Source organism: Nocardioides sp. Leaf307, assembly GCF_001423135.1.
Lineage (GTDB): Bacteria > Actinomycetota > Actinomycetes > Propionibacteriales > Nocardioidaceae > Nocardioides > Nocardioides kribbensis.
Map to the genome: position 1 here is coordinate 1 of NZ_LMNY01000001.1, position 26,084 is coordinate 26,084.

Below are 26,084 nucleotides of genomic sequence, written 5' to 3' on the forward strand. Positions count from 1 at the left end.
CCGTGGCGGGTGTCGTCGGCGGCGGAGGCGACTTGGGCGATGTCGTCGGCGATGCCGTTGGCGCCGCCGGCGGCTTCGGTGACGGAGCGGGCGATCTCGTTGGTGGTGGCGGTCTGYTCCTCCACGGCGGAGGCGATGGTGGTCTGGATGTCGTTGATGCGGCCGATGACCTCGGAGATCTCGGCGATGGCGGTGACGGCGCCGGTGGTGTCGCCTTGGATGGCCTCGATCTTGCGGCCGATGTCCTCGGTGGCGCGGGCGGTCTCCTTSGCGAGTTCCTTGACCTCGTTGGCCACGACGGCGAAGCCCTTGCCGGCGTCGCCGGCGCGGGCGGCCTCGATGGTGGCGTTGAGGGCGAGGAGGTTGGTCTGTTGGGCGATGGAGGTGATGACCTTGATGACTTGGCCGATCTCGGCGGAGGACTCGCCGAGGGAGGCSACGGTGCCTTGGGCGGAGGAGGCGACGGTGACGGCGCCGGTGGCGACGGTGGCGGCTTCGGTGGCGTTCTGGGCGATCTCGCGGATGGAGGCGGTCATCTCYTCKGCGGCSGAGGCGACGGTCTGGATGGAGGCGGAGACCTCGCCGGCGGAGCCGGTGGCCGAGGCGGCGCGRTCGGAGGTGAGGGTGGCGCCGTCGCCCATGCCTTGGGAGAGGATGGTGAGTTGTTCGGCGGCGATGGCSAGGGAGTCGGCGGTGCGGCCGATGGCGATCATGGAGTCGCGTTGGGCGGTGAGCAGGGTGGAGAGGCCGGCGGCGAGCTGGCCGATGGCGTCGGTGCCGGTGAGGGTGACCTCGCGGGTCAGGTCGCCGGCGGAGGCGGCGCGCACGACCTCGAGCACCTGCTCGACCCTGAGCAGGGTGGAGAGGCCGGCGGCGAGCTGGCCGATGGCGTCGGTGCCGGTGAGGGTGACCTCGCGGGTCAGGTCGCCGGCGGAGGCGGCGCGCACGACCTCGAGCACCTGCTCGACCTTCTCGGCGAGGTCGGCCGCGGCGGCCTTCTCGGCGTCGTCGTGGGCGATGCGCGCCAGCGCGGCGGAGACCAGGCGTCCGACGTTGCGCAGCGCCTCCAGGCGCTGGGGCGAGGGCGAGAGCGTCTCGGTGGCGAAGAAGTCCATGGTGCCGACGACGTCGCCGTCGACCACGATCGGGAAGCAGACCCCCGACTTCACGCCGACCCGCTGGGCCACGGGGGCGCGCACGCAGTCGGTCATCTCACCCAGGTCGGGGGTGAAGAACAGGTCGCGGCTGCGCCAGGCCCGCCCCGAGAGCCCCACGCCCTCGGCGAAGGAGGAGCGCCGGGTGACCTCGCGGAACTCCGGACCCGCGTCGCCCGACTCCAGGGAGAACCGCAGGGTGCGGTCGCCCGGGTCGACCGTCCAGTACGACCCGTAGGCCCACCCGAACTCCTCACGGACCCGCTCGATCGCGGTGCGGGCGGCCTCCAGCTCGGTCGTGGCGGCGGCGACCCCGGCCTCCACGCGGTGGACCGCGGCGCGGTCGCGGGCGTCGGCCTCGCGGACCCGCTCGGTGGCGACGGCGTCGGTCACGTCGGTGAGGGTGACCAGCTGCAGGGGGTGCGCGCCCTCGCGGACCAGGGTGACGACCACGTCGAGGTCGCGACCCACGTGGGAGACCCGGAGCCGGCGCGGCCCGCGGTCGGCGGGCCCGGGCGTGAGGGTGTCGGGCTCCAGGGGCAGCAGCCGCGCCAGCGGCAGGTCGACGACGGAGTCCTCGCTGCCGGGGCTCGCGGTCATCCGCCAGGCCAGGTCGGCCAGGTCGTTGGCGTGGCGCACCGTGCCGTCGGCGTCGACCACGACGGCCGGCATCGGCAGGGCGGCCAGCAGCTGGTCACCCGTCGGCTCGTCACGGGTCGGTGCGGTGGCGCCGGCCGGCAGATCGGCGAGGGGCACGGGGAGCGGTGCCTGGAGCCGCGGCACGGGGGTGGGCTCGTCGTCCTCGGGTGAGTGCGGGCGGTCGGGAGCGAGCTGGCTCATGCGGGGGGCCTCCGGGCGGGTGGGGGAAGACCCGCTGGTGCAGCCGGTCACCAGACCGGTCGGCACCCGGGGGGCCCGGTCCGAGCCGCCGGGTGGCGGGAGTCACCCGCCGTACGGCGTGCTCACCACTCCCAGCGCAGCCCGGCGGTGCCGGGGCCGAAGCCGGGCTGGAGCAGGTGGGCCTCGGGCCCGATCGCGGCCACACGGCGTCGCACGCTGCCTCGCGCGTCGTGGGTGATCGCGTGGATGGTGCGGGGCACCCGCCGGGGGTCGAAGCGGACCCAGAGCGCCAGCACCCGCTGGCGTCGGGTGACCATGAGGTCCCACCCGGGCTCGTCGGGGCCGCCGAGCATGCCGCTGAGCTCGATCTCGGTGATCACGGTCTCGTTGGTCTCCAGCGGCCGGTGCAGGCGCAGCTCCGCGGCGAAGAGGCCGGTCTCGGCGCGGTGGTGGGTCGCGCCGATGGTGCAGCCGGCGACCGCGCGGATCGTCGGGGGCTCCAGGGCAGGGATCGCGCCGTCGGCGGCGTGGGGGGTAGCGACGGCGGCCTCGGCGGTCGACGAGGAGGAGGCGGCGGGGGTGTCGACGGCGACGAAGTACGGCGCGTGGTGGGCCCCCGGCGTGCGCGCCAGCCACGCCGCGCGGGCCGTCAGGCGGGTCACACGGCCGGTGAGGTCGACGTCGAGCACGACGTGCGAGCTGCTCTCCACCAGGGCGTGCGGGTCGCTCATGCCCAGCGCGCGCAGGGCCTCCGCGGTGCCCTCCTCCCCGCCGACGCTGTAGGGCGTGGTGTCGCGCGGGCCCGGGCGGCGACTGGGGCCCAGCAGGCTGGACAGCGTCGTCGGGGCCAGGTCGAGCACGTCCTCGAGGGCCTCGACGACCTCCCGCGAGGCCGCGCCGTCGGGCCGGCGCCGTCCGGTGCGCCACGAGGACAGGGTCGACAGGCTGACCGCGTGGCCGCGCGCGCCCAGGGAGTCGACGAGCTCGCGCAGGGTCACGCCGCGGGCGGCGATGGCGGCCGACAGGGACTCGGGGAACGACGGGGGAGCGACCGCGGGACTCATCGCCCACAACTTTACCGGCGTGACACCCGGCGCTAGGTGATACGTCAAACAGTGCTGTGTAGCGTCCCCGACGCGTCGCGCCATCGACGTGGACTTCTCGGGCGATCACGGAGGTGGTGCATGGACGCGCTGACGCGGCTCGTGGCGCGTATCGCCGACGTCGACCAGGAGGCCGCCGACGCGCTCCGGGCCCTCGAGGGCCTCGACAGTCCGTGGACCGGTGTGGCCGGGGTCGACGAGTGCCTGCGCACCGTCGCGTCTCTCGCCGGCTCGGTCGTCGAGCTCCACGCCCCCGCCCACGGCCTCTGGCTGCGCGCCTCGGCCACGCGGGTCGACCCGATCCCGGTCGGCGCCGAGCGGCACACCCCGGGGCCCGAGCACCCGCTCGCCCCCCTCGAGGGGGGCGTGGGCTTCCTGCTGCGCCGCGGCGACCACGACGACCTGCTCGCCTCGGTGGTCACCGCGCGCGCAGCGCGCCTCCTCGGCCCGCTGCTCGACGAGCGCCGCAGGGCGAGCGCCCCCACCGACGCGGGCGAGGGCGCCCTCGAGGTGGCGGTCGACCCGGAGGCCACGCCGGAGGACCGGCTCGACGCGCTGCGGCGGCTGCGGCTGCGCCCGGAGCAGACGCTCGTCCTGCACGCCGTGCCGGGGCCGCATCCGTCGCTGGCCCCTCCGCCGGCCTGGTCGCAGGTGGGGGTGTCCCGGCCGAGGCCGGCCTCGGAGCTGCCGATCGCCTGGAACGAGGCGCGGATGGCGCTGCGGCTGACGGCGACGGGCGAGGCCGACGACCCGGGCGAGCGGTGGGTCAGGGCCGGCGACGTCGGCAGCGGACTGCTCGCCCTGGCCGCCGGTTTCGTGGCCGGGGCCATGCGCAGCCGCGACGTCGTCGCCCTCGACGCCGTCGGCGCCCCCGACAGCCCCGCCGGCCGGGCCCTGACCGCGATCTCCGAGACCACGACGATCCGCTCGGCGGCCGAGCGGATCCCCGTGCACCACTCCACGCTCCAGCGCCAGGTCAAGGGCCTGGAGCGCGAGCTCGGCTGGTCGGTGACCGAGCCGGCCGGCCGGCTCCGGCTCGACCTGGCCTTCGCGCTGCGGCGCCTCGAGCGCAACTACGGGCGACCCGGCCTCTACTGAGCGACCCGAGCGCCTGCCCCTCCCGACCGTCCGCTGGTGACCGGGGTGGGACGGGGGGGCGGCGGCCGAGGCCGGCCCGCGTGCCCGCCGGGCCTCAGCCTCGCGCCGAGCCGGTCCTGCGGCCGCGGCGGGCGGCCTCGCCGAGGGCGCCGAGCGCGGCGAGGCAGAGCGACAGCGGCACGACGAGGAGCGTCGCCACCTGCACCCCGTGGGCGGCGGCGCCCGGCCCGGCGGCCGCGGCGGCCAGGTGGGCGGCGAGGGCCCCGCTGGTGAGCGGTCCGGCGGCACCGGCCAGCAGGCCGGCGCTCACGAGACGCCGCCGGCGCCTCGAGGGCCCCTGGGCGCGGTGGGCCGCGAGGAGGCACGACGCGGTCCAGCCGAGCAGGGCCCAGACCGCGGCACCCGCCACGACGTGCAGCACCGGTGCCGCGGGTCCGAGGCAGAGCACCACCGCGGCCGTCACCGCGGCGGCTGCGGCGCTGCGCCCGGAGCGCCGCAGCAGGCGGTGGGCCGACGCCGACCGCGCGTGGTCGCGGGCGAGGTGGGCGCCGGCGCCACCCGCCAGCAGGGCGACGGCGCCCGTCGTCGCGGCTGCGGTGGCCGGGGCGGCGGCACCCGCGAGCCCCGGCTGCGCGGCCGCGGTGGTCAGCAGGGTGACCACGGCCGAGGACGTGCCGGCTGCGGCGAGGAGCCAGCCCACGCCGGCCGCGCCGGGACCCTCGGGGCGGCGCCGACCGTGCGGCGTCGACGGGGCCGCGTGCCCGCGACCCGGGCTGGTCGGCGCGCCGGCGACGCACGAGGGGCTCGTGGGCGTGCTCGCGAGGGTGTCGAGGGTCATGACGGTCTCCGAGAGGGGGAAGGGGGGCGCCGCGACGCGGGGTCGGACGGGAGGGCGGGGGGACCCTCGGCTCGCAGATCCGATCGGCCGGGCCGGCCGAATGCTGACGCGCCGTACGGCGCCGACGGCGAGCCGTACGGCGCACCGCGCCAGGCCGTCCGCGGCCGCTGGGCGGTCGACGAGCCCGCCGCCGGGCGGGATGGTCAGCCGGCGTCGAGGACCTCCTGGGCGGCGGCCGCCCCGCGGCGCAGCGCCCCGTCGACGTGCTGGTAGCCCTCGGCGGCGGTGTCGGAGCAGGCCCAGTGGATGCGGCCCACGGGCGCGGTCTGGTGGCGGCCCCAGCGCGAGAGCCCGCCGAGGTCGAAGGACGCGGCGTACGCGCCCCTGGTCCACTCCTCGCTGGCCCAGTCGGACTCGGCGTAGACCTCGGGGGTCAGGGCGTCGGGCCCGAGGTACTCCGCGATCGACCCGAGCACGGCCGTGCGCCGTGCGTCGTCGTCGAGCTCGAGCAGGGCGTCGGCCTTCTCGTCGGAGACGAAGCCGACCAGCGTGCCGCGGGGGTCGTCGTGGTTGGTGTTGTCGTAGACCTCCTGCACCAGCGAGCTCGGGCCGAAGCAGGTGCCCGACAGTCCCCGCTCACGCCAGAACGGGCGGTCGTAGACCGCGTGCACCTTGATGACGAGGCCCAGCGACAGGTGCTGGTGCATCTGGTGCTGGCGACGCGGGAGGGGCGGGTCGAAGCTGATGCGGGTGTAGAGGTTCGGCGGCACCGCGACGACGACGCGACGGGCGGTGAGGGTGGTCCGGTCGGACTCCACGGTCACGCCGGCCGCGTGGGTGCGGATGGTGCGCACGGGGGTCTCGAGGTGCACCTCGAGGTCGGCGGCCATGGCCTCGCTCACCGACTGCATGCCGCCCACCACGCGCCGGTCGAGGATGAAGCCGTCGTCGAGCAGGTGGGAGAACGACCCTGCCGAGGCCGCCATCAGCACGGCCTGGAGCGCGGAGAAGGCGTGCGCGGGCTTGGTGAGCATGCCGCCGGCGATGAAGAGCCCGATGTTGTCGCAGGCCACCTCGTCGCCGGACTGCTCGCGCAGCCAGTGGTGGAAGGAGATCCGGTCGAGCTCGCGGGCGCGCGGGGAGGCCCACGGCTCGCGGCAGCCGATCTCGGCGGCCAGGTCGTCGAGCAGCGCGGTGAGCCGCTCCATCTCGGCCGCGGTCGCGTCGCCGACCGGCATGGTGTCGCCCTCGTAGGCCACCGTCTCGCCCTCGGCGGTGCGGTAGAGCGAGCGGCCCTCGCGGTAGCGCGGGAAGGTCGACAGGCCCAGCTCGTCGAGCAGCCCCAGCAGCGCGGTCTGGTCGGGGGAGACCCACTGCCCGCCCAGCTCGAGGAAGGCGCCGTCGACGACGTCGCTCCACGTGCGCCCGCCGACCCGCTCGCGGGCCTCGAGCACGGCCACGCTCAGCCCGGCCGCCTGCAGCGTGCGGGCGGTCATCAGCCCCGCCGGTCCGGCGCCGACGACCACCACGTCGCGGTCGGACGCGGTCGTCGCGGACTGCGGGTCGGGCGTCGTCGTCATGCGGTCTCTCCAGGAGGCTGGGGCGAGGTGGTCGGTGCGAGGTCGTCCACGAGGGGCGTTGCTGCGGATCAGGGTGTCCGATCGGGGTGGGGACTGCGGTAATCGTAGCCGAGGGCGCCGTCGTGCGACGGAATCGGCAAGATCGCCCGGCACCGACGGGCGGACGTGTCGCGCGTCACGTCGGCTGCGCGCGGGCCGCGGGTCGGGCGAGGATGCTGCGGTGACCGCCGCCTCGCCGACCCCGCCGACGCCCGACCCCGGCCCGTCCCCGGAGGAGCAGCGCGCCCTGCTCTCCCGGCCCTTCCCGCTCGCCCACGGCGACCCGCTGCCCAACCGGTTGGCCAAGGCCGCCCTGAGCGAGGGCCTCGGTCGTCGCGACCTCTCGCCCGGCAGCCGGATCCGACGGCTCTACGAGCGCTGGTCCGACAACGGCACCGGGCTCATCGTCACCGGCAACGTCATGGTCGACCGCACCGCCCTCGGCGAGGCCGGCAACGTCGCGGTCGAGGACGAGCGCGACCTCGCGGACCTGCGCTCCTGGGCGAGCGCGGCCAAGGCCGGCGGCGCGCGGGTGTGGGTGCAGCTCAACCACCCCGGGCGCCAGGCGCCGCGCACGCTGACCCCCCGGCCCGTCGCCCCCTCGGCGATCGCCGTGCCCGGCACCGGCGGCCTCTTCGCCACCCCGCGCGCGCTCACCGACGACGAGGTGGTCGACCTGGTGGCCCGCTTCGCGCGCACCGCCGGCATCGTGTGCCGCGCCGGCTTCGACGGGGTGCAGGTGCACGCCGCCCACGGCTACCTCATCAGCCAGTTCCTCTCCCCGGTGACCAACCGCCGCGAGGACCGCTGGGGCGGCGACGCCGAGGGTCGTCGCCGGTTCCTGGTCGAGGTGGTGCGCGCGGTGCGCGCCGAGATCGGGGAACACCGGTCGCTGTCGGTGAAGCTGAACTCCGCCGACTTCCAGCGCGGCGGCTTCGGCGAGGACGACTCCCTGGAGGTCGCGCGCGTGCTCGCCGAGGAGGGCGTCGACCTGCTGGAGGTCTCCGGTGGCACCTACTCCAGCGCCGCCATGCTCGGCGTCGACCCGAGCCTGAAGGAGAGCACGAGGCGCCGGGAGGCCTACTTCGTCGACTTCGCCGAGCGGGTGCGCCGCGAGGTGCCCGACCTGCCGCTCATGCTCACCGGCGGCTTCCGCACCCTGGGCGCGATGAGCGAGGCCGTCGCCAGCGGCGCGGTCGACGTCGTCGGGCTGGGGCGCCCGCTCACGGTCGAGCCCCACGCCCCCGCGGGCCTGCTCGACGGCAGCGTCACCAGCAGCCAGGTGCGCCCGCGCCGCAGCGGCATCAGGACCCTCGACAACCTCACCGAGCTGGTCCACTACTCCGTGCAGATGTGGCGCATGGCCGACGGCCGCGACCCCGCCCCCGACCGCCACCCCGCCCTCAACGTGGCGCAGTACCTCGCCCGCAACGGTCGCGACAGCATCCGCTCGACCCGCCGGGGGCTCTGACCGGACCCGCGAGGCCCGGCCCGGCCCGGCCCGACACAGGCCCGAGCGCGGCGCCCGCGGAGCCGGACCGGCACTGTCCCGCGGGTGGGCGCGCGCCGGCCGTGCGCCGCCCGCGGTGACGCGGCGACCCGGCCACGCCCGGCGCAGGTCGGGGCGGTGTGCCCGTCCGACTCCGTGGCGGTCCCGCCTGCCCTACTCGCAGGCGGTGCCGTCGCCGTCGGCATCCAGGCCGTGCGGGTCGGGTCCGGTCACCCGCACCGGCCCGTCGACGTCGGCGCAGTCGACGTCGGGCGGGAAGAGCGGAAGGCACGGCGAGTAGCCCGCGGCGCACGACGCCGGGGCCGCGGCCGGGGCGCGCACCGGCGCCGGCGTACGGCAGGTGAGGTCGCCGGCGGCGCGGTCGGCGGCGACGTAGGACCGCTCGCGCGGGTGCGCGCCGTAGCCGTCGCGCGAGTCGTAGCGCGCGACGGCGAGACCCGCGTCGATGAGGCGCAGCCCGGTGTCGGGGCGCGGGCCCGAGGTGAGGTCGACGTAGCGCAGCAGACGCCCGTAGCGGTCCCGGTCCTCGTCGCTGCGGCGCAGGTCCACCCGCGCGCCCAGCACCAGCCGGCTGAGCAGCGCGGTGGCCTTCTCCGAGCCGCACTCGCCGACCTCGGGGGTGTCGACGCCCACCAGGCGCACCGTGGTGCCGTCGCCCAGCTCCAGGGTGTCGCCGTCGACGACCCGGGTGACGAGGTAGGTGCGCGGCGGACGCGGCGGACGCGGCGGACGCTGCGGACGCTGCGCAGGTGCGGCCCTGCCCGACCCGGCGCCGGTCGCGGCGGGGTCGGTGCTCGCGTCGGCGGCGGGCTCGACGGCGTCGGACGGCGTCGGTCCGGGTGCGGTGGCCGGGTCGGTCGGCCGGGGTGCGGTGGCGACCGGGTCGCTCGACGCAGCCTCCGCCGGTCGGTCCTCCTCGGCGCCGACCGCGCCGGCGAGGGCCACGAGGGCGAGCACGGCCGCTGCCGCGGTCAGCCGCCGGTGCTGCGCGGCCCAGCGCACCGGACCGCCCGGCGCGCCGGGTCGGGTGGGTCGCGGCGGCGGCGCGGCGTACGGCGCGGGGCGCCCGGCGGCCGCGGGTGGCGGGGTGGCGACCGCCTCGGTCCAGCGTCGGCCGTCCCAGTACCTCAGGTGCCCGGCCGGGCGCGCCGGGTCCTGGTGCCACCCCGGCCCGGGCGTGCTCACGCCTTCTCGCAGGCGATGCCGTCCTTGTCGGCGTCGAGGGTGCCGTTGTGCGCGACCGCGGTGTTGTAGGCCTTGGTGTTGCGGTAGAAGTTCGTGACCTTCTTGCCCGAGGTCTTGTCCACGGCGTTGCTGCGACCCACCCCGTGCTTCCACTGCTTCTGCAGGTTGGTGCAGTTGTCGTGGATGCCGGTGGTGTGGGCGTCGGCGCTCACCGAGGTGAGGGCGGGGGAGGCGGCGACGCCGAGGGCGAGGACGACGGCGGCGATGCGAGGGGCGAAGGTCATGCCCCGAAGGTAAAGAGACGCGGCCGACGCCGTGCGCGATCGGGTCAGGACCACCCGGACGGGCCATGCGCGGCGCACGGTCGGGCCATGGGCTGCACACGGTCGGGCCGGGGCGGTGGTGCCGGACGGGCCACCCGGCGCCGGTGCGGCAGGCGGTCGCGACCCGGACGCGCGCGTCACGTGGCCGCAACGCGGGCGGAGCAGGGCCGTCACACCCTTGACCTAGCGTCGCCGGACCCACTAGACCGAGCAGCACCCCGTCGAAGGTTGGTCCGCCATGTCGGAACGTCTCACCACCCCTGCCGCCACGACGTCCACGGCTGCGCCGCCCGGTGCCCCGGGAGGCGCGGACGCGGATTACCTCGCCAAGCGGAGCCTGCGCTCGGGCTCCGCGGGGTGGGTGCTGCTGGCGGGCCTCGGCGTCAGCTACGTCATCTCCGGTGACTACTCGGGGTGGAACTTCGGCCTCGAGCAGGGCGGCTTCGGTGGCCTGCTCATCGCCACGGTGCTGATCGCGGCGATGTACCTCGCCCTCGTGCTCGGCATGGCCGAGCTGTCCTCGGCGCTGCCGGCCGCCGGCGGCGGCTACACCTTCGCCCGCCGCGCGCTCGGACCCTGGGGCGGCTTCGCGACGGGCACCGCGATCCTCATCGAGTACGCCATCGCGCCCGCGGCCATCGCCACGTTCATCGGGGCCTACGTCGAGTCGCTCGGCCTGCTCGGCATCACCGACGGCTGGTGGGTCTACCTCGCGGCGTACGCGCTCTTCATCGGGGTGCACCTGGCCGGGGTGGGCGAGGCGCTGAAGGTGATGTTCGTGATCACCGCGGTGGCCGTGCTCGGGCTGGTGGTCTTCGCGGTGGCGGCGGTGCCGCTCTTCGACCTCGACAACCTCACCGACATCGCCCCCACCGACGCGGCCGGCTCGTCGGCCTTCCTGCCCTTCGGGGTGCTCGGGGTGTGGGCGGCGGTGCCCTACGCGATCTGGTTCTTCCTCGCCATCGAGGGGGTGCCGCTGGCCGCGGAGGAGGCGGCCGAGCCCGAGCGCAACGTGCCTCGCGGGATCATCGCCGCGATGGCGCTCCTGCTGGTCAGCGCGGCCGCGATGCTGCTGCTGGTCACCGGGGCCGGGGGCGCCGACGCGATGAAGGGCTCGGGCAACCCGCTGGTGGAGGCGCTCGGCTCCGGGGCCGCCGCGACGACGGTCAACTACATCGGCCTGGCCGGTCTGGTCGCGAGCTTCTTCTCCATCATCTACGCCTACTCCCGCCAGCTCTTCGCGCTCTCGCGCGCCGGCTACCTGCCGCGGGTGCTGTCGATCACGACGCGGCGCAAGGCGCCGCTCCTCGCGCTCGTCGTGCCCGGCGTCATCGGCTTCGCGCTGACCTTCACCGGCCAGGGAGCAGTGCTGCTCAACATGGCCGTCTTCGGGGCCGCGCTGTCCTACGTGCTGATGATGACCAGCCACGTCGTGCTGCGCCGCCGCGAGCCCGACATGCCGCGGCCCTACCGCACCCCCGGCGGTGCGGTGACCACCGGCTTCGCCCTGGTCGTGGCCGCCCTCGCCGTGGTCGCCACCTTCCTCGTCGACACCGTCGCCGCGCTGTCGTGCCTGGGCGTCTTCGTGGCGTTCATGGCCTACTTCGGCCTGTACAGCCGCCACCACCTCGTGGCCGGCTCGCCCGACGAGGAGTTCGCGGCGCTCGCCGAGGCGGAGGCGTCGGTGCGGTGACCGGGGCCCGCTACAGCCAGCACCTCGGCGGCACGACGTACGCCTTCGACGGGCTGGTCGACCTCATGGCCCGGGCGACCCCGGTGCGCTCGGGCGACCAGCTGGCCGGCTGCGCGGCGGAGTCCGACGAGCAGCGCGCGGCCGCCGCGTGGGCGCTGGCCGACGTCGCGCTCGACACCTTCCTCACCGAGGAGCTGGTGCCCTACGACAGCGACGAGGTCACCCGGCTGATCCTCGACGGGCACGACCGCGCCGCCTACGCCCCGGTCTCGCACCTGACCGTCGGCGGGCTGCGCGACTGGCTGCTGCAGACCTGCACCCGCCCCGACGCCGCCGCGGTGCTCGCCGCGCTCGCGCCGGGGCTGACCCCGGAGATGGTGGCCGCGGTCAGCAAGATCATGCGCAACCAGGACCTCATCGCGGTGGGTCGCGCGGCCCGGGTGACCTCGGCCTTCCGCACCACGATCGGGCTGCCGGGACGCCTGGCCACCCGCCTGCAGCCCAACCACCCCACCGACGACCCGCGCGGCATCGCCGCCGCCACCCTCGACGGGCTGCTGCTGGGCTGCGGCGACGCGGTGATCGGGATCAACCCCGCGACCGACTCGCCCGAGGCCACCGCGACCCTGCTGCACCTGCTCGACGACATCCGCCAGCGCTACGAGATCCCGACCCAGTCGTGCGTGCTCTCGCACGTCACGACCACCATCGAGCTGGTCGAGCGCGGCGCGCCGGTCGACCTGGTCTTCCAGTCCGTGGCCGGCACCGAGGGCGCCAACGCCGGCTTCGGGGTCACCCTCGACCTGCTGCGCGAGGGCAACGAGGCCGGGCGCTCGCTGCGCCGCGGCACGGTCGGCGACAACGTGATGTACCTCGAGACCGGGCAGGGCTCCGCGCTCAGCGCCGGCGCCCACCTCGGCGTCGGCGGGCGCCCGGTCGACCAGCAGACGCTCGAGGCCCGGGCCTACGCCGTGTGCCGGATGCTCGACCCGCTGCTGGTCAACACCGTCGTCGGCTTCATCGGCCCCGAGTACCTCTACGACGGCAAGCAGATCGTACGCGCCGGGCTCGAGGACCACTTCTGCGGCAAGCTGCTGGGCCTGCCGATGGGCGTCGACGTCTGCTACACCAACCACGCCGAGGCCGACCAGGACGACATGGACACCCTGCTGACCCTGCTGGGCACCGCGGGGGCGTCGTTCGTGATCGCCGTGCCCGGCGCCGACGACGTGATGCTGGGCTACCAGAGCCTGTCCTTCCACGACGTGCTCTACCTGCGCCAGGTGCAGGGGCTGCGGCCGGCGCCGGAGTTCGAGGCGTGGCTCGACGGGCTCGGCATGCTGGGCGACGCCGGTCGGATCCTGCCCACCGACCTCGACGCCTCGCCGCTGCGCGAGCTGACCGCACGGTGACCGGGGTGAGCGCGGTGAGCGGGACGGCCGGGACGACCGGGGCCGCCGGAGCGGGCGGGGGGAGCGGGTGGTCGGCGTCCGCCGCGGAGGGGGTCGGTGCGCCGGAGGGCGCGGGTGCGCCGGAGGGCGCGGGTGCCGGTGCGCCGGACGGTGGGGTCGACCCGGCGGTGGTGGGCGACCTCTGGTCGTCGCTGCGTACGACGACCCAGGCCCGCATCGGCCTCGGCCGCGCCGGCGACGCGCTGCCCACCCGGCGGGTGCTGGAGTTCCAGGCCGCCCACGCCGCGGCGCGCGACGCCGTGCACGAGCCGCTCGACGTCGACGCGCTGGCACCCGCGGTGGCCGCGGTCGGGCTCGGCGAGCCGCTGCGGGTCACCAGCAGGGCGACCTCGCGCGCGGAGTACCTGCGACGACCCGACCTCGGCCGTCAGCCCGCCGACCTCGCGGGACTGGCCGGGGGTGGGACCGGCGTGGGTGCCGCTGCCGGTGCCGGTGCCGGAGGTGGGGCCCAGGTCGGGATCGTGCTGGCCGACGGGCTCTCCCCGCGCGCCCTGGTCGACCACGGACCCGGCCTCCTCGCCGCGATCGTCGCCGCCCTGCGCGCCGCCCTCGGCGACGACTGCACGATCGCTCCGCCGGTGATCGCCACCCAGGCCCGCGTCGCCCTGGCCGACCACGTCGGTGAGGCCCTCGGCGTCGAGACCCTCCTCGTGGTGATCGGCGAGCGCCCGGGTCTCTCGGTGGCCGACAGCCTCGGGATCTACCTCACCCACCAACCCCGTCCCGGCCGCAGCGACGCCGAGCGCAACTGCGTCTCCAACGTGCACCCGCCCGACGGACTCTCCTACGAGCGGGCCGCCGCCGTCGTGGCCGGTCTCGTGCGCGGCGCCCGCGAGCTCGGCGCCTCCGGTGTGCGCCTCAAGGACTCCTCGCTCGCCCCCGAGCTGGCCGCCGACTGACCGGGGGTCGGGCTGCGCGGGTTTCACCGGCCGGCTGGCGAAACCCGCACCTGTCGGCCGGCACACGGGCCGACACGTGCGGGTCCGGGCCGACAGGCTCGGCCCAGGGCGGTCCTCGAGCCGGCGGATCGCGGCGTACGGCGGGCGCGCCGGGCCGGGTCGGGGCCGGGGGCCCGGGGGTGGACGTCATGCGGAGGGTGGATGCGCATCCACAGGGCGCATGACGTCCCGGGGCGGGTGCGCGGGCCAGGGTGGGACGTCATGCGGAGGGTGGATGCGCATCCACGGGGCGTATGACGTCCGGGGGCGGGCGGGCGCGGTAGCCGAACGGGCACAGTGCTCGCCGGCAGCACCTGCTCCCGTGCGGATCCGCCCTGCCGCGCGCCGCGCCCGGGACGACGGGGCGCTGCGGCGGTGGTGTGCCCGTTCGGCTACGACGCCCTGCCCCGGGTGCGGCCCGCCGCGCCGGTCCTCGGCCCTGCGGGTGAGCCCCACGGGGCGGGGGAGTGGTGGAGTGGGTGGTCGCCCACGAGGCGGTCCGGCCGGTGAGCCAGCCGCGCTGTCCGGTCGCCGGGTCGACCGGACCTCTGGTCCGCGTCACCGGCCCGCGTCACCGGCCCGCGTCACCGGCTCGAGCCGCCGCATCCGTGGGCTCCCCCGCACCACCCCCGCCCGTCAGAGATCCCCAGGAGCCGCCCGGTGCCCGCGACCATCGTCGACCTCGGCCGTCGCCGCCACTACGGCGCGTTCTACGGCCTCGACCCGGTCCCCACCGATCGCCCGCTGCTGCTCCTGCTCGGCAACTGCCAGGCCGAGTCGCTGCGGCTCCTCCTCGACCCCGCCGCCGAGCCCCTCGACCAGCCGGCCGGCCCTGCGGCCACCGACCCGCCGACCGACCCGCCTGCCGACCTGCGAGGCGCCCCCTCCGCGGTCCTGCGCGGCGCCCACCCGACACGGCCCACGAGCGACGTCGTGAGCGTGCGGGTGCCGCCGATCCACGAGCTCACCGCCGACGACCTGCCCCACCTCGACGCGCTGCTCGAGCGCGCCGATCTCCTCGTGGCCCAGCCGACCCGCGCCGACTACCGCGACCTGCCGCTCGGCACCGAGCAGGTGCTCGCCCGCGCCCGCGCCGACCTGCGCACGGCCCTGGTGTCGAGCGTGCGGTACGCCGGGCTCCACCCCTTCCACGTCGTCGTCCACCCGCCCGAGCTCGACGGGGTGGTGCCCCCGGTGGTGGCCTACCACGACCTGCGCGCCGTCGTGCTGGCCGCGCGCGGCCACACCGACCCGGGCGCCGACGGCAGCCGCCTCGACGACCTGCTCGACGACCTCCCCCCGCTCACCGCCGACGCCGTGCGGGCGGTGGGCGACGACTCAGGCGCCGAGCTGCGCCGTCGTCAGCAGCGACACGGGGGCGTCGCGGTGGCCGACCTGCTCGACGACCCGGCGGTCGACGACATGCGCACGGTCAACCACCCCGGTCCGCGGGTCCTGGCCGGGGTCGCCCGGCGGGTGCGCGCCTCGCTGGGTCTGGCTCCGCTGGAGGTCGACCCGGGCCGCCCGTTGCTCGACGACGTGCACGCGCCGGTGCACCCGGCGGTGGCCGCCGTACGCCGTCCGGCCGACGGCCCCGCACCCTCGCCCGACCACTGGCGGGTCGGGGGCCGGTCGGTCGCCGAGCGGGAGGTGCTGGCGGCGCAGCTGGCCTGGTACGCCGACCACCCGGCCATGGTCCGCGAGGCCCTCGCCCGTCACGGCCGCACCCTCGACCACCTCGGGCTCGCCCCGTGACCCGCGACCTGACCCGCGACCTGACCCGCGACGCCGGGACCGGTGGCGCGCCCCCCGGACCCACCTCCGGCGACGCCCGGGCCGTCGGTCCGTCGACCGTCGGCCCCGGTGCTGATCCCTCCGGTGCCGATCACTCCGGTCGTCCCCAGGCCGACCGCACCGGGACCGATCGCCCCGACCCGGCCGAGACCCGTCGCCGGGCGGCGCTCCCGCTGCACCTGGTGCACGACGACGCACGCCACGGGGTGGCGCTCTACGCCCGTCAGGTCGCCGGGTCGCTGGGCGCCCGAGTGCTCGTCGGCACCCCGGCCGAGGCCGTCGCCGAGGCGCGTCGCACCGGCGCGGGCTCGGTGCACGTGCACTGGACCGACCGGCTCTTCGGCGACTCGTCCGCGGAGTCGGCGGCGGCCGTGGTGGCGCTGGCCGCGCAGGTGCCAACGACACTGACCTTGCACGACGTGCCCCAGCCGTGGGCGGGCGAGGACCGCGCCGCGGCGTACGCCGAGGTCGTGCGCGGCGTGCGCACCTGGGCGGTCAACAGCCACCACGAGGCCGACCTGCTCGCGGGCGTGCTCGACCGGGTGCCCGGGGCGTCCGCTCCCGGGGCGCTGCGCTCGACCGTGGTGCACCTGCCCGTCGTGCCGCTCGACCCGGTCGATCCCGCCGATTCCGCGAGCGCAGCGGAGCCCGGCGACGGCGCCGTGCCGGAGGCCCCGGCGGGGCGCGTGCGCCTCGCGCTGCTGGGCTTCGTCTACCCCGACAAGGGCCACCGCGAGCTCGTGCGCGCTGCCGCGGCGCTGGCCCAGGAGGGGCACGACGTCGAGGTCGTCGCCCTCGGGGCGCCGGTGGCCGGCCACGACGACCTGCTCGACGAGCTCGCCGCGCGTGCCCGCACCGGCGGGGTGGGCTGGCGGGTCACCGGCTACCTCAGCGACGCCGACCTCGCGGCCTGGATGCGTGCCGTCGACGTGCCGGTCACCGGCCACCGCCACGTCTCGGCGTCGGGGTCGATGAACTCCTGGCTCGCCGCCGGCCGCCGCCCGCTCGCGCTCGACGGGCCCTACGTGCGCGAGGTCGACGCCCTGCGCCCCGGCGGCTTCCGGCTCTACGACGACGACTCGCTGGTCGACGAGCTGCGCGCCGCCCTGGCCGACCCCTCCCGCACCCGCGCCGCGGCCGACGACCTGCGCCCCCTGCTGAGCGACACCGCGCGGGCCTATGCCGCCTGGTGGGCCGGCGTGCACCGCGCCCTGCCCCACCCGCCGCAGCCGGTGCTCGAGCCGTGGTGACGGGAGGCCGTCGTGCGGCCCAGCGGACCGGCCCGCTGGCCGGCCCCGTCGACCTGCCGGGCCTCGAGGTCGCGCCGCCCGGCGTCCTGCCCGTGCCGGGCAACCGGTGGGACCTCGCGCTCGCGGTCGCTCCCGGCGACGCCCGCGAACCCGCCCCCGTCCACGACCCCGGCGACGCCCGCGACCCCGCCGACGCCCGCGAACCCGCCCCCGTCCACGACCCCGGCGACGCCCGCGACCCCGCCGACGCCCGCGACCCCGCCGACGCCCGCGACCCCGGCGACGCCCGCGACCCCGGCGACGCCCGCGACCCCGACGACGCCAGCGACCCCGGCGACGCCCGCGACCCTGCCGGCACCTGCGACTCCGCTGCCGCCCACTCCGGCGCCCACTCCGGCGCCCACTCCGCCGCCCGATCCGCCGCCCGATCCGCCGCCCGATCCGGCGCCCACTCCGACGCCCCCGCCCGCGGCGGCCCGCCGTCGGTGACGGTGGTCGTCACCCACTTCGAGCAGCCCCGCGAGCTGGCCCGCACCCTGCACGCGCTCACCCGCCAGACCGGCGCGGGCACGACCTGGCGCGACGTCGAGGTGGTGGTCGCCGACGACGGCTCGCGCGAGCCGCCGGCGGTGCCCGACGGCGTACGGCTCGTGCGCCAGCCCGACCGCGGCTTCCGCGCCGGCGCCGCGCGCAACCTCGGCGCTGCGGCCGGCCGCGGCGAGGTGCTGGTCTTCCTCGACGCCGACACCACCCCCGAGCCGGGCTTCCTGAGCGCGATGGTGAGGCTGCCCGCCTGCTGTCCCGAGGCGCTGGTCGTGGGTCGCCGCCGCCATGCCGACCTCGCCGCGACCGACCCCGCGGCGCCGGTGGAGCAGGTCGGTCCCCAGCGCGAGCTGCCCGCACCCGCGTGGCTCGACGACGCCTACGCCGCCAGCCGCGACCTGCTCGACGCCGACGAGCGCTCCTACCGCTTCGTCATCGCCGCGGTGCTCGCGTGCAGCCGCTGGCTCTTCGAGGGTCTCGGCGGCTTCGACGAGACCTTCCGCGCCTACGGCGGCGAGGACTGGGAGCTCGCGGCCCGCGTGTGGCGCCACGGCGGGCTGCTCGCCCACGCCCCCGACGCGGTGGCCTGGCACGACGGACCCGACTGGGCCGGTCGCGACGAGGTCGAGCGTCGCGCCCGCAAGCTCGACGAGACCCTCGCCGTGGCGCGCCGCCTCGACGGCCCCGGCGCCACCACCACCGGCCTGCGCCTCGGCCCGCCCGACCCGGTGGTCGTCGTGGCCGAGGGCCTCGACCCCACCGGCGTCGCCGTCTGCGTCGACAGCCTGCTCGCCGCGCTCCCGCGGGCCCGGGTGCACCTCTCCCGCGCCGACCACGCCCGGCTGGGCGGCGCCGACGACCGGCTGCGGCTGGGCCGCCCCGACCTGCGCACCGCCTCCCGCCTGCTCGAGGTACGCCGACCCGTGCGCGGCCCCGCCGCGGGCTGGCACGCGGTGCTCGACGCCCTCACCGGCGGCGACGCCCCCGGGGCGGTCGGGGTGGGCGGGGAGGGCGCGTCGGGCGACGGTCCCGGCGACGGTGCCGCGGAGTGGCTGCGGCTCACCGACCTGCGCACGGTGCGCCGCCGGCGACGGTGGGCCCGCGCCGGGGCCGAGGGCGTCGACGCGCTCTTCGGCGAGACCACCCTGACCGGCCTCGACCTGCGGCCGGTCGCCCCCGACGCCTCGCTCGAGTCCTACCTCGGCGGCTGGGGCTGACCGAGCGGCCCGCTCACCGGCCGCCGGCACGCGTCGGTGGTGCCGGGACGGGCGCGGTGGCCCGCCCCGCGCTCCGACGTCATGCGCACGGTGGATGCGCATCCACGTCTCGTATGACGTCTCGACCGGTCCCCTCAGCCGCGGTCGCCGGGACGGGCTCGGTGGCCCGCCCCGCGCTTCGACGTCATGCGCACGGTGGATGCGCATCCACGTCTCGTATGACGTCTCGACCGGTCCCCTCAGCCGCGCTCGCCGGGGCTCCCGCGGTGGCCCGCCCCGCGCTTCGACNGGATGCGCATCCACGTCTCGTATGACGTCTCGACCGGTCCCCTCAGCCGCGCTCGCCGGGGCTCCCGCGGTGGCCCGCCCCGCGCTTCGACGTCATGCGCAGGGTGGATGCGCATCCACGTCTCGTATGACGTCTCGACCGGTCCCCTCAGCCGCGCTCGCCGGGGCTCCCGCGGTGGCCCGCCCCGCGCTTCGACGTCATGCGCACGGTGGATGCGCATCCACGTCTCGCATGACGTCTCGACCGGCCCCGTCGGCCCCGCGCCGGGGCTCCCACCTCGACCACCGGGCGGTGCGGGTCAGGCGCGGGCCCAGCCGCCGTCGACCCGGCGGACCAGGCCGCGGGCCTCGAAGGCCTCGAGCCAGCCCTCCATGGGCCAGCGGCCCCACCGGCGGGCGAAGAGCGCGCCGTTGCGCAGGATGTCGTCGACGTGCTGCACCGGGGGGTCGGTGGTGGGGTGGTGCTGGTGGTAGGCGCGGGCGCCGCCGACCCAGCCGAGCCCGACGCCGGCGGCGGCTACCTGGTGACCGAAGTCGGTGTCCTCGCCGCCGTAGCCGACGTACTCCTCGCAGAACGCGCCGGCGCGGGTCCACGCCTCGCGCGAGAGCGCGAACGACAGCGACCAGAAGAGGTCGGGCCGCCCGCCCACGTGCTCCTCGCCGGGCGCGGGGTCGGGGCGTGCGGGGTGGGGGTCGTCGAGCGCGGGCAGCCGGGCGAGGTCGTAGCCGCCGGGCGAGGGTGGGAGGTAGGTGACCGGGCCCGACCAGACCGCGTCGGGGCGGCGCAGCGCGACGTCGGCGTAGGACGCGACGAGGTCGTGGCCGGCCAGGCAGTCGACGTCGAGGGCGACCACGACGTCGGCGCCGGAGCGGAAGGCGTCCTCGATGCCGCGGTTGCGGGCCCGGGCGAGCGGCAGGCCGACCGCGTCGCGACCGACGCGCTCCACGCGGCGGCGCAGGCCACCGACCGTGGCGGGCTCGAGGGACGGGTCGTCCATGGCGACGACGAGGTAGTCGTCGGGCACCCGGCCGCCCGCCGCCAGAGAGCGGTGCTGGGCGGCGAGGTGGTCGCCCCGGCCGTGGGCGATGGTCGTGACGGCGACCCGGGTCACGCGGGAGCCCCCGTCACCAGGTCGGCGAAGCGCTCGGCGGTGTCGGTCGGGCACCAGCCGGCCCACCCCTCGCCGTCGAGGGCGGCCACGGCCTCCAGGCGCGCGGCCCAGCCGTCGGCGGGCAGGTGCGGCTCGACCACGACCGGCCAGGGTCCGGCGGCGAGGGCCTCGCCGGTGCAGCGCTGCTCGTCGTGGGGGCGGTCCTGGGGCACGACCACGGCCGGGCGGCGCAGCGTGGCCACCTCCGCCACCGCGTTCTGCCCGGCGTGGGTGACCACCACGTCGGCCTTCGCCAGCAGGGCGGTCGGGTCGGGCACCCAGGCGCCGTGGGCCCCGCCGAGCACGGTCCAGCGCCAGCCGGGCGTCTGGGCGCGGGCGAGGTCGAGCACGTCGGCGCCGACGGTGTCGCCGCCGGCGCCCAGCAGCACCACGACGGAGCGCTCGCGCCCCGGCGTACGACGCTCGGGCGCCTCGGCGGCCGGCGGGGCCGTGAGGCGCGAGAGCCCGCCGACGGCGAGGAGACGCTCGAGCACGGTGTCGGGCACGTCGCGGAGCATGCCGGGCCCGCCCGGCGCCCCGGTGGCGACGGCGGGCCAGAAGCCGACCAGCTGGTCGCACACGTCGAGGCCGAGCAGGTGGGCGGCGTCGCCGCGGCGCCCGGGCAGGACGACGCCGGTGACGGGCACGCCGTGCAGCCGGGCCAGCAGCGCGACCTCGACCGAGACGTCGACGACCACGCGGTCGGGCACGGCCTCCTCGATCCACCGCGAGACCTGGGCCGAGCGGCGGCGCAGGCCGCCGTCGTGGCGCGGCACCCAGTGCAGGCGGCCGCCGGCGCTCACGTCGAGGGCCTGGGAGCCCTCGTCGTCGCGGTCGAGGCGCACCCACGGCCCTGGCCAGGCCTCGGGCGCCGGCAGCGACGACAGGCCGGTGACCTCGACGCCGCGTGCGTGCAGCACCCGGGCGAGGCCGGTGGCGCGGTGGAGGTGGCCCTTGCCGTGGTGGTGGACGTAGTAGCCGATCACGCGGCGTCCCGGAGCCGGCCGAGGGAGCGGTAGAGCCGCTCGTACTCGTCGACCATGCGCCGCAGCGAGCAGTGCTGCACGGCGTGGCGTCGCACCGCGCCCCGGTCGCGCCCGAGCGCGGCGGTGACCGCGACGGCGAGCGCCTCGACGTCCCCGCCGGGGGCGAGGGCGCCGGCCTCGTCGGCGACGACCTCGCGCAGCGCGCCGCGGTCGTAGGCCGCCACGGGGGTGCCGCAGGCCATCGCCTCGGCGGCGACCAGGCCGTAGGGCTCGTCCCAGGCGGGGGTGACCAGCGCGACCGAGGCCCGGCCGAGCAGGCGGGTGAGCGCCTTGTGGTCGAGGTGACCCACGTGCACCGCCTGGCGACCCAGGCGCGGGGCGATCTCGCGCTCGAAGTAGGCCTCGTCGGGCACGGGTCCGGCGAGCACCAGCGGGATGCCGGCCAGCCGGCAGGCGTCGATGGCCTCGTGGGGCGCCTTCTCGGCGACCAGCCGGCCCGACCACACCGCGGGCCCGCCGCCGGGGCCGGGGGTCCAGCGGTCGACGTCGACGCCGTTGAGGATCGGCACCGCCGGGGCCAGGTGGGCCCAGGCGCGCGAGGTGTGCTCGGAGACCGCGGCGAAGGAGCTGCTGGCCGGCGACAGCGCCACGGCCGACTCCAGCCACGGCACGGGCGGGGTGTGCAGGGTGGTCACCAGGGGCACGTCGACGGTGTGGGCCATCGCCACGGGCAGGTGGTGGAGGCTGTTGTTGTGCACGACGTCGAAGCGGGTCGAGGCGTCGCGGGCGAGGTCGAGCATCAGCCCGAGGTAGGCGTGGTGCTCGGCCATCCACCGCCGCGGCGGGGCGTTGACGTCGGCTTCGGCCGCCGGCGACGGCACGAAGCGGGGCACGTCGAGCTCGGTGACGTCGAGCGCGGGGTCGCTGCCGGGGGCCGCGAAGAGCGACACCTCGTGGCCGCGGCGCAGCAGCTCGCGCGCCAGCTGGTGGGTCATCGCCTCCAGCCCGCCCGCGAAGGGCTCGCCGATCGGGTAGAGGCTCGAGGCGACCAGGCAGATGCGGAGCCGGTCCCTCACGAGACCCCTCGTGCGGCGGCGACCAGCGAGCGGTAGAGCTCCAGGTGGGTGGCGGCGCCGGCGTCGCGCTGACGACGGCGCTCCTCGATGGTGGCCCCGAAGCGCGGGCGCTCGTCGTGGGCGCGGCGCACCGCGGCGGCCAGCGAGTCGGCGTCGACGCCGTGCTCGTCGGCGGCGTACGACAGCACCGGACCCTGCTCGGCGAAGTAGCCGCAGGTCGGGGCGAGCACGGTCGTGCCGAGGTCGCGGCAGGCCTCCAGCCAGCCCGAGTGGGTGCCGAAGCGGTAGGGCAGGACGGAGGCGTCGAGGGAGCCCAGGTGGCGCCACAGCGCGTCGTCGGGGAGGTAGTCGTGGACCTCGAGGTCGACCAGCCCGGCGCGCGCGGCGTCCTGCACGTAGGCCGCGAGCGCCGCGTCGTGGCGCACGAAGCCGGGGTCCATGACGTCGTGGTGGGCGTTGACCTGGAGCACGGCGTCGGGCAGCGCGGCCACGGTCTCGACCAGGATCGGCAGCACCGCCATCGGGTCCATGCTCGCGCGCAGGCTCTTGAGGTGCAGCCCGATCCGGAAGGCGCCGGTGCGCCGGCGCGCGCGGCAGTCCTGGGCCACGCCCATGGTGTCGGTGTCGACGACGTGGGGGTGCGGCACCACCACGGCCTCGACGCCCCAGCGCGCGCGGATCTCCGCGGCGGCGCCGGGGGTGAGGGTGACGACCGCGTCGGCGGCCGGCACGAGCACGTCGAGCTGGGCGTCGTGGGCCGCGCGGTCGAGGTGGTGGGGGTTGCGCAGGTCGTGGGCGGTGTAGACGAGCGGCGTACGTCGTCTCCGCAGGGCCGCGACCAGGCGCTCCAGCTCGGCGGGCTCGCGCGCGTCGAAGCCGAACTGCAGGTGGTAGACGTCGAAGGCGTCGGGCGCGGCCCGCTCGACCCACTCCGGGTCGAGCATGACCGGGGGCCACCACCGCTCCTCCGCGACCCGCGAGGGGTCGTCGGGGTGCGGGTCGGGGAGTCGCTCGACGGCGCCGAGGCCGTCCTCGCGGTCGAGGTGGCGCACGTAGACGTGGCCCGAAGGCACCGAGGCGACGCGCAGGGTGCGCGCGCCCGCCCGGTCCGGCGTGCCCGCCCCGCCCGGCGCCGGGGCGCCGGCGGAGGGGCGGGGGGCCACGTCGAGGGTCACGACAGGCGCTCCAGGCGCTCCTCGAGGCTGGAGGCGACCTTGTCGGCCAGGACCTTCAGGGCGGCCGGGAGCACCGGGGTGGCCAGCTTGGCGGCGCCCTGCGGCTCGAACTCCGCGTGGTAGGTCACCGCGGTGCCGGTCGTGCCGTCCTCGAGGGCGGTCGTGGCGAAGGTCAGGGTGTCGCGCAGCTGCACCGACCCGGCGTCGCCGGTGAGCACCAGGCGCTCCTGCTCGACGCGCTCCACGACGGTGTACTCCACCTCCTGCTCGGAGCCGAGGAAGGACGAGACGTTGTGGTAGGTCGTGCCGACCCCGCCGTCGCCGGAGGTGCGGGTGGTGCGCTGCGTGGGCGGGTCCCACTCCTCGGTGGAGGTGAAGTCGGAAAGGTAGTCCCAGACCCGCGGGAGGGGGGTGTGGGTGGTGACGGTGCGCTCGACGCTGGGCACGGCGGAGTCCTTCGGTTGTCGGACCTCCGTTCTACGGCCCCCCGCCTCCGGAGCGCTCCATCCCTGCGGGGGGAGCCGGTGGGGTGAGGCCGCCTCACCCCTTGGACCAGGTCTCGCGCGAGCCCCTGTCGGGCCCCGTCGGCGGCCGTCATGGTGGCAGGGCGGCCCCGCCGCCGGCGCCCGTCGGGCGCGGGTGCGGCGGGCGCGCAGAGCGACCAGGAGGTCGAGCATGAGCAGATCCACAGCACCCACCACACCTCGCGTGGCCGTGGTCACCGGAGGCACCGCCGGCGTCGGACGCGCGGTGGTCCGCGAGCTCGCCGGGGCCGGCTACGACGTCGCCGTCCTCGCCCGCGGCGAGGCGGGGCTGGCCGCGACCGCCCGCGACGTCGAGGGCCTCGGGCGCCGTTGCCTGCCGCTGCAGGTCGACGTGGCCGACGGCGAGGCCGTCGAGGCCGCCACCGACCGGGTGGAGGCCGAGCTCGGCGAGATCGACGTGTGGGTCAACAACGCCTTCGTCGGCGCCCTGTCGTACTTCTGGGACACCACGCCCGAGGAGCACCGGCGGCTCACCGACGTCACCTACCACGGCCAGGTGCACGGGCTGCGGGCCGCGCTGCGCGTGATGCGGCCCCGCGACCGCGGGTCGGTGGTCAACGTCTCCTCGGCGATGGCCTACCGCTCGATCCCGCTCCAGGCCGCCTACTGCGGCGCCAAGCACGCGGTGAAGGGCCTGACGGAGTCGGTGCACACCGAGCTGCTCGCCACGGGCAGCGCCGTGCGCGTCTCGCTGGTGACCCTGCCCGGCCTCAACACCCCGCAGTTCACCTGGAACCTCAACCGCATGGCCGGCCGTCCGATGCCGGTGCCGCCGATCCTCGAGCCCGAGGTGGCCGCCCGGGCCATCCGGCACGTCGCCGAGCACCCCCGCCGCAACGCCTGGGTCGGCATCGCCGCGGTCTACACCGTGCTGGGCAACCGCCTCGCCCCGGCGTTCATGGACCGCTACCTCGCCCGCACCGGCGTCGACTCCCAGCAGACCGAGCAGGAGACGCCGCGGTTGGGCTCCAACGTCTTCGAGCCCCGCGACGCCGAGCGCGACCAGGGCGCCCGGGGCCCCTTCTCCGACCAGTCGGGCCAGCGCGACCCGGTCTCGGCGATCGGCCGCCACCGACGCGCCCTCACCGGCGTCGTCGGCGCCGGGGTGCTCGCCGGGCTGACCGGTGGTGCGCTGCGGGCCGCGCGCCGGTGAGCGCCGGTGAGCGACGGCGGGCCGACCGGCCCGTCGACCGGAGGGCCGGCCGCCTCTCGACCTAGACCGCGGGGTCGAGCCCGTGGCGGCGCACGTCGCGGGGGGTGCGGCCCCACCAGCGACGGCAGGCGCGGGTGAGCACGGCCTGCTCGGAGAGCCCGAGCAGGCCGGCGACCTGAGCGAGCGGGAGGTCGGTGGTGAGCAGGTAGCGCCGTGCCGCGGCCCGGCGGGCGTCGTCGAGGATCGCCGCGAAGGTCGTGCCCTCGGCGGCCAGGCGCCGCTGCAGGGTGCGGGGGTGCAGGTCGAGCAGGCGGGCCACCGCGCCGACCTCGGGGCTGGCCGTGCCGAGCAGCTGGTCGACCGCGCCGCGCACGCGCGGGGCCACGCGGTCGCCGTCCACCGGGGCCTGGCGGTCGAGGAAGTCGAGGGCCATCCGGCGCACGGACTCGTCGCGGCCGGTGAGCGGCAGGGCGCCCAGGCTGCTGGGCAGCCGCAGCAGCGCGGCGGGGCGGCCGAAGCGCACGCGCACCCCGAAGAAGTCCTCGTACGCCGCCCGGGGCGCGACCGGTCGCCCCGGCAGGTCGACGGTGCGCAGCCCGTAGCCGCCCCCGGCGAGCGAGCGGATGCTGCGGTGCAGGGAGCCCAGGCTGAGGTCGGTGCCCTGGCGGGGCGGGTCGACCCCCGGCGGGGTGACGTCGTAGCGCAGCGCCTCGACGCCGCGCACGCCGTCGGGGTCGGGCTCGAGGCTGATCCGCATGGCGGGGGCGTGGACGAAGAGGTAGCGCGAGGTGCACTCCATGGCCTCGGCCACGGTGGGGGAGTTCTCGATGGCCAGGGCCAGCGGGCCGAGCAGCGAGAGGTCCTGGCGGGCCGCCACCCGCAGCCCGAGGTCGGGCCGGTCGAGCTCGTGGGCGGCCAGCTCGAGCACCCCGGCCATGGCCAGGTCGGGCACCAGCAGGTCGTCGGCGTCGAGGGCGGCGGGGTCGAGGCGGGCCCGGCGGGCCAGGTCGTCCGCGTCGCCGCCCAGCTCCTCGACCACCGCGCGGAAGCCGCGCAGGCCGGCGGAGCGGATCACGGACATGTCGTCCAGGATCAAGGAACTGTCGCGTCAGATCAAGAACGCGCGCGCCGGG

The 26,084-nt window shown here is 77.0% G+C and carries 21 protein-coding genes; 9 read left to right on the forward strand and 12 right to left on the reverse strand.

The window, feature by feature from the left end; translation table 11 throughout:
- Together ASF50_RS00005 and ASF50_RS00010 are read right to left on the reverse strand one after the other, a co-directional pair.
- Positions 1-1,994: methyl-accepting chemotaxis protein (locus ASF50_RS00005; protein ID WP_056903097.1), on the reverse strand; the 1,994-nt coding region annotated here is incomplete at its 3' end.
- A gap of 122 nt (positions 1,995-2,116) precedes the next feature.
- On the reverse strand, positions 2,117-3,058 hold the full coding sequence (locus tag ASF50_RS00010; RefSeq protein WP_056863012.1) for a helix-turn-helix domain-containing protein: 942 nt from the start codon (positions 3,056-3,058) through the stop codon (positions 2,117-2,119).
- Positions 3,059-3,178: 120 nt separating this feature from the next.
- Between ASF50_RS00010 and ASF50_RS00015 the strand changes: the two genes are divergently transcribed.
- Positions 3,179-4,195 (forward strand): helix-turn-helix domain-containing protein, encoded by a 1,017-nt coding sequence (locus ASF50_RS00015; RefSeq protein ID WP_056903098.1) that lies wholly within the window; start codon positions 3,179-3,181, stop codon positions 4,193-4,195.
- Between the two features lie 94 nt (positions 4,196-4,289).
- Here ASF50_RS00015 and ASF50_RS00020 read toward each other — a convergent pair whose 3' ends face one another.
- Positions 4,290-5,033, reverse strand: coding sequence for a hypothetical protein (locus ASF50_RS00020; protein ID WP_056903099.1), 744 nt, complete (start codon positions 5,031-5,033; stop codon positions 4,290-4,292).
- 203 nt (positions 5,034-5,236) lie between these two features.
- The gene (locus ASF50_RS00025; protein WP_056903100.1) at positions 5,237-6,613 is read right to left on the reverse strand and encodes a flavin monoamine oxidase family protein; all 1,377 of its coding nucleotides are present in this window, start codon (positions 6,611-6,613) and stop codon (positions 5,237-5,239) included.
- Between the two features lie 220 nt (positions 6,614-6,833).
- Between ASF50_RS00025 and ASF50_RS00030 the strand changes: the two genes are divergently transcribed.
- Entirely contained in the window at positions 6,834-8,123 is a 1,290-nt protein-coding gene (locus ASF50_RS00030) for an NADH:flavin oxidoreductase/NADH oxidase family protein (protein ID WP_235557500.1), read from the forward strand.
- 192 nt (positions 8,124-8,315) lie between these two features.
- Here ASF50_RS00030 and ASF50_RS00035 read toward each other — a convergent pair whose 3' ends face one another.
- Positions 8,316-9,347, reverse strand: coding sequence for a DUF2510 domain-containing protein (locus ASF50_RS00035; protein WP_056903101.1), 1,032 nt, complete (start codon positions 9,345-9,347; stop codon positions 8,316-8,318).
- Positions 9,344-9,631, reverse strand: coding sequence for an excalibur calcium-binding domain-containing protein (locus ASF50_RS00040; protein ID WP_056863017.1), 288 nt, complete (start codon positions 9,629-9,631; stop codon positions 9,344-9,346). Before ASF50_RS00040 ends, ASF50_RS00035 begins: the two co-directional genes overlap by 4 nt.
- A 277-nt stretch (positions 9,632-9,908) precedes the next feature.
- On the opposite strand from ASF50_RS00040, the gene eat reads away from it, so the two are divergent.
- The 6 genes from eat to ASF50_RS18675 all read left to right on the forward strand — a co-directional run bounded on the left by eat (position 9,909) and on the right by ASF50_RS18675 (position 18,577).
- Positions 9,909-11,363, forward strand: coding sequence for an ethanolamine permease (eat, locus tag ASF50_RS00045; protein ID WP_082502562.1), 1,455 nt, complete (start codon positions 9,909-9,911; stop codon positions 11,361-11,363).
- Entirely contained in the window at positions 11,360-12,775 is a 1,416-nt protein-coding gene (locus ASF50_RS00050) for an ethanolamine ammonia-lyase subunit EutB (protein WP_056863018.1), read from the forward strand. The genes eat and ASF50_RS00050 overlap by 4 nt, the downstream gene beginning before the upstream one ends.
- A 170-nt stretch (positions 12,776-12,945) precedes the next feature.
- Positions 12,946-13,734, forward strand: coding sequence for an ethanolamine ammonia-lyase subunit EutC (gene eutC / locus ASF50_RS00055; protein ID WP_200920006.1), 789 nt, complete (start codon positions 12,946-12,948; stop codon positions 13,732-13,734).
- Positions 13,735-14,433: 699 nt separating this feature from the next.
- The gene (locus ASF50_RS00060; RefSeq protein WP_056903102.1) at positions 14,434-15,528 is read left to right on the forward strand and encodes a WcbI family polysaccharide biosynthesis putative acetyltransferase; all 1,095 of its coding nucleotides are present in this window, start codon (positions 14,434-14,436) and stop codon (positions 15,526-15,528) included.
- A complete protein-coding gene (locus ASF50_RS18670; RefSeq protein ID WP_056903103.1) occupies positions 15,525-16,817 on the forward strand; it encodes a hypothetical protein in 1,293 nt (430 codons plus the stop codon). Before ASF50_RS00060 ends, ASF50_RS18670 begins: the two co-directional genes overlap by 4 nt.
- Entirely contained in the window at positions 16,811-18,577 is a 1,767-nt protein-coding gene (locus tag ASF50_RS18675; RefSeq protein ID WP_200920007.1) for a glycosyltransferase family 2 protein, read from the forward strand. Before ASF50_RS18670 ends, ASF50_RS18675 begins: the two co-directional genes overlap by 7 nt.
- Before the next feature lie 587 nt (positions 18,578-19,164).
- On the opposite strand, the gene ASF50_RS00075 is transcribed toward ASF50_RS18675, so the two are convergent.
- Genes ASF50_RS00075 through ASF50_RS00095 form a run of 5 tightly spaced genes read right to left on the reverse strand, consistent with a single transcriptional unit; the run spans position 19,165 to position 23,699 of the window.
- Entirely contained in the window at positions 19,165-19,977 is an 813-nt protein-coding gene (locus tag ASF50_RS00075) for a glycosyltransferase family 2 protein (RefSeq protein WP_056863022.1), read from the reverse strand.
- Positions 19,974-21,002, reverse strand: a complete 1,029-nt coding sequence (locus tag ASF50_RS00080; RefSeq protein WP_056903105.1) for a glycosyltransferase — start codon at positions 21,000-21,002, stop codon at positions 19,974-19,976. The genes ASF50_RS00075 and ASF50_RS00080 overlap by 4 nt, the downstream gene beginning before the upstream one ends.
- On the reverse strand, positions 20,999-22,078 hold the full coding sequence (locus ASF50_RS00085) for a glycosyltransferase (protein ID WP_056863024.1): 1,080 nt from the start codon (positions 22,076-22,078) through the stop codon (positions 20,999-21,001). Before ASF50_RS00085 ends, ASF50_RS00080 begins: the two co-directional genes overlap by 4 nt.
- Positions 22,075-23,253, reverse strand: coding sequence for a glycosyltransferase (locus tag ASF50_RS00090; RefSeq protein WP_200918966.1), 1,179 nt, complete (start codon positions 23,251-23,253; stop codon positions 22,075-22,077). The genes ASF50_RS00085 and ASF50_RS00090 overlap by 4 nt, the downstream gene beginning before the upstream one ends.
- Positions 23,250-23,699 carry an SRPBCC family protein gene (locus ASF50_RS00095; RefSeq protein WP_056903106.1) on the reverse strand — a complete coding sequence of 150 codons (450 nt, stop codon included), beginning with the start codon at positions 23,697-23,699 and terminating at the stop codon, positions 23,250-23,252. Before ASF50_RS00095 ends, ASF50_RS00090 begins: the two co-directional genes overlap by 4 nt.
- A gap of 229 nt (positions 23,700-23,928) precedes the next feature.
- Here ASF50_RS00095 and ASF50_RS00100 point away from each other — a divergent pair, with 229 nt between their 5' ends.
- The gene (locus ASF50_RS00100) at positions 23,929-24,951 is read left to right on the forward strand and encodes an SDR family oxidoreductase (protein WP_056903107.1); all 1,023 of its coding nucleotides are present in this window, start codon (positions 23,929-23,931) and stop codon (positions 24,949-24,951) included.
- 61 nt (positions 24,952-25,012) lie between these two features.
- On the opposite strand, the gene ASF50_RS00105 is transcribed toward ASF50_RS00100, so the two are convergent.
- On the reverse strand, positions 25,013-26,032 hold the full coding sequence (locus ASF50_RS00105; RefSeq protein WP_056904138.1) for an AraC family transcriptional regulator: 1,020 nt from the start codon (positions 26,030-26,032) through the stop codon (positions 25,013-25,015).
- Between the last annotated feature and the right edge of the window lie 52 nt (positions 26,033-26,084).